The organism is Protofrankia symbiont of Coriaria myrtifolia (genome assembly GCF_900634755.1).
Classification (GTDB): domain Bacteria; phylum Actinomycetota; class Actinomycetes; order Frankiales; family Frankiaceae; genus Protofrankia; species Protofrankia coriariae.
This window is the reverse complement of the sequence record NZ_CAAAFS010000039.1, coordinates 1-3620: the sequence shown is the minus strand read 5'-3', so window position 1 is coordinate 3620 and position 3620 is coordinate 1. Positions and strand designations below refer to the sequence as shown.

The following is a 3620-nucleotide window of genomic DNA, read 5'->3' as shown; positions in this document are numbered from 1 at the left end:
TACCGGCCGGGCGGGTCGGGCACCACGAACCTGACCACCACGGAGATCACCTCACCGTCCGTCTCCGTGCTGGGGAGCAGGGCCGTCCCGGCCGCGGCCGTCATCGGCACCGGCACCGGCACCGGCACCGGCACCGGCGGCCGGATACCACCGACCACGGTGATCGACAACGACGCCACGGGCAGCGTCGAGACCTCGGGCACCTTCGACCCCGCCACCGACGGCATCGACTTCTACGAGTCCCTGGAGGGCATGCGCGTCCAGGTGAACAACCCCGTGGCGGTGGGCCCGGCCAACAGCTACAACGAGATCCCGGTGCTCGGTGACAACGGCGCGAACGCGTCCGTGCGCACCACCCGCGGCGGCATCGTGACACGCCAGACCGACGCCAACCCGGAACGGATCATCCTGGACGACGGCGCGCTGGCCGGCTCCACACCCGCCGGGGTGAACGTGGGCGACCACTTCTCTGGCCCGGCCCTCGGCGTCCTCGACCACTCCATTTCCGCAACTTCAAACCGCTGCTGACCAGCGCGATCAGCCGAGTGGCGGGCGGGCTCGCCCCGGAGAGCACCGGCGGGCCGGGCGCCGGGCAGATCTCGGTCGCCACGTTCAACGTGGAGAACCTGGACCCGTCCGACCCGCAGAGCAAGTTCGACGGGCTGGCTCAGCAGATCGTGACCAACCTGGCCGCGCCGGGGATCATCACCGTCGAGGAGGTCCAGGACAACGACGGGGCGACCAACAGCTCGGTGGTGGCCGCCGACCAGACCTGGACCAGGCTGATCAACGCGATCGGTGCCGCGGGCGGGCCGACCTACACCTACCAGCAGACCAACCCGGTGGACGATCAGGACGGCGGTGAGCCCGGCGGCAACATCCGCGTCGGCTTCCTGTTCCGTACCGACATCGGGCTCACCTTCGCCTCCGGCACACCCGGCGGCTCCACCACCGCGGTGGCCGTCTCCGACAGCGGCAACCCCGCCGACCGGGTGAACCTCAGCGTCAACCCCGGCCGGATCGACCCGACCAACTCGGCCTTCAACGCCAGCCGCAAGCCGCTGGTGGGCAAGTTCTACTTCAACTCGAAGCCGCTGCTCGTGATCGCCAACCACTGGAACTCCAAGGGCGGTGACGACCCGCTGTTCGGCCGCTACCAGCCACCGGCCCTCACCAGCGAGACGCAGCGCAACCAGCAGGCGACGGTGGTGCGGAACTTCGTCCAGTCGATCCTGGCGATCGACAGCCAGGCACGGATCGTGGTGGCCGGCGACCTGAACGACTTCCCCTACTCGGCGCCGGTGCAGACCCTGACCAGCGCCGGCCTGACCGACCTACCGGCCACCCTGGCCGACGCAGAGCGTTACACCTACGTCTACGACGGCAACTCGCAGGTCCTCGACCACATCCTGCTCTCCGCCGCGCTGGCCGGCGCCGCGCACAGCTACGACGTGGTCCACGTGAACTCCGAGTTCGCCACCCAACAAAGCGACCACGACCCCCAGGTAGCCCGACTCACCCTGCCCTGAGTTCCGCACCCCAGGGTTTCTCCGTAGCAGGACCTGGTGTCGGTCACCGTACATGGCGGCCGGCACCCTCCGAGTCAGCACCACGGATGCCTCGGCATATGCGGCAATCACAGGCCGGGGGACGCGGCGCTGCGCGAACTCGCCGAGGAAACCGGCATCCCCAGCGACACCATCACATCAGCCGACGATCGGCCGATCCACGTCGGCGTCCACCCCATTCCCGCCAACGACGCCAAGGGCGAGCCGGAGCACCGGCACATCGACTTCCGCTTCCTCTTCCACGCCACTACCGGTACTGGCCAGCTTCAGACCGAGGAGACCACCGACGCGACCTGGCGCAACATCGGCAGTCTCGGCGACGCAACACTGCGACAGCGCATCGCCGAAGCCCTTCGCTGATGCCCGGCCGCCCGTCCTGGCACACGCGACTCCGGACGTGCGCGGGGGCGGGCCTTCGTCACCGCCGCCGAGAGCCGGACAAGGCGGACGTCCCGGAACTCACGAAATCACAGCGCCTGCGAAGTCACAGCGCCTGCTACGGCCGCTCGAACTCCCCGGCCTTCGCAGCACCCAGGAAGGCATCCCACTCACGCGGTCGTGCGTCCTCGACACCGCATGCAACAATCGCACGTCGGAAATTCCCTCTCGACCCGGCGGGCGGAAGCCCGGAGAGCTCCCATCCTCCCAGCTCAAAAGGGCATTTTTGCGTTCAGGAACTCCAGCGGGCAAGCATAAACAGCGGTGCATCCAGGTTACCGTCCCGCCCGCGCTCCCTTGCGCTCGGCAGTGACGCGAGTTAGATTGAGCCCGTTTTCACGACAACGACACGGGGAGTGATGTGGCGTGAATCTGGAATACGCGCAGGCATGGCTGGACGCCTTCTTCACCAGCGGGGAGGCCACCCGGGACTTCTACGCTCCCGACGGCATCTTTACCGATCCGGTCCTCGACCAGCACATCAATGGCCACGAGAAGATGATGCGCCTCTTCCCGCTGTGGTCGATGCCGGACCTTTTCGGCACTCACAAGTTCATCGCCACGAGCTATCTCGGCAACGAGAAGCTCGGTGTATTTCCCTGGGTGTGGCAGGCGAATTTCAACGACAACTTCTTAGGGATGCCGACCGACGGGGTGACGCCCTACATCGAGGGCATCACCGTGCAGGTCTACAACGAAGACGGCAAGGTGACACGGGACTGGACCTACTGGGACGCCATCCAGTGCATCAGGCAACTGCCGTACCCGATCGAGAACCCGCCGGCGACGCCACACCTGTGGCGGGACGGTTGGGATCAGGCAACTGACCCGATGACGGCCCCTCGGCCCTGCCCGCCGGCGCTGGACAAGCTGGAGTGGTCGCCGGGGCCGTACGCGAAGGACCTGCTGGACCAGTTGCGTGTGGTTCCCGAGGGGGCCGAGTCGGTGGCTCGCATGGACCTCGTCGACACAAAGGCCCAGCCCTGGCTTGACGCCTTCTTCATCAGTGGCGAGGCCACCCGGGACTTCTACGCCAAGGACGGCATCTTCGAGGACCCGATCCTGGACCAGCACATCGTCGGCCACGACCGGATGATGAAGCTGTTCCCGCTGTGGTCGAGGCGGGACCTCTTCGGTACCCACAAATTCATCGCCACCGACTACCTGGGTGGCGAACGCCTCGGAGTGTTCAACTGGGTGTGGCAGGCCAACTTTCAGGGCGACCTGTTCCTGGGCATGCCCACTGGCGGGGTGAAGCCATTCATCGATGGGATTACCATTCAGGTCTACAACGACGAGGGCCTGGTGGAACGCGACTGGACGTTCTGGGACGGGATACAGCTCATCAAGCAGCTGCCCTTCCCAATCACCGCTCCTCCCCAGACCCCACACATGTGGCGGGACGACTACAACCCGGAGACGGACGACCTCACCTCGCCCCGGCCGATCCCCGAGGAGCTGCAGAAGCAGAACTGGTCCCCCGGGCCGTACGGCCAGGGGCTCATCGACGCGCTGCGGGCCAAGCTGGCGGCCGACCACCCGTCGGTGACGAGCCTTTAGACAAGTATGTCCGAACGGTTGGGTCGGTCAGTGGTCATAGGCCAATGGCGCTTA

The 3620-nt window shown here is 66.6% G+C and carries 3 protein-coding genes and 1 pseudogene; all 4 read left to right on the top strand.

From position 1 onward, the window contains the following. Positions 1 to 528, top strand: a pseudogene (locus tag CM1CMNOD_RS22135) (nuclease); the annotation flags it as partial. Positions 529 to 545: 17 nt separating this feature from the next. Then, positions 546 to 1529 (top strand): endonuclease/exonuclease/phosphatase family protein, encoded by a 984-nt coding sequence (locus CM1CMNOD_RS22130; RefSeq protein WP_050803290.1) that lies wholly within the window; start codon positions 546 to 548, stop codon positions 1527 to 1529. Positions 1530 to 1565: 36 nt separating this feature from the next. Further along, positions 1566 to 1928, top strand: a complete 363-nt coding sequence (locus tag CM1CMNOD_RS01980) for an NUDIX domain-containing protein (protein ID WP_237702954.1) — start codon at positions 1566 to 1568, stop codon at positions 1926 to 1928. Between the two features lie 444 nt (positions 1929 to 2372). Then, complete coding sequence (locus CM1CMNOD_RS01975) at positions 2373 to 3566, top strand: hypothetical protein (protein WP_013872008.1); 1194 nt, start codon at positions 2373 to 2375, stop codon at positions 3564 to 3566. Positions 3567 to 3620 lie beyond the last annotated feature (54 nt).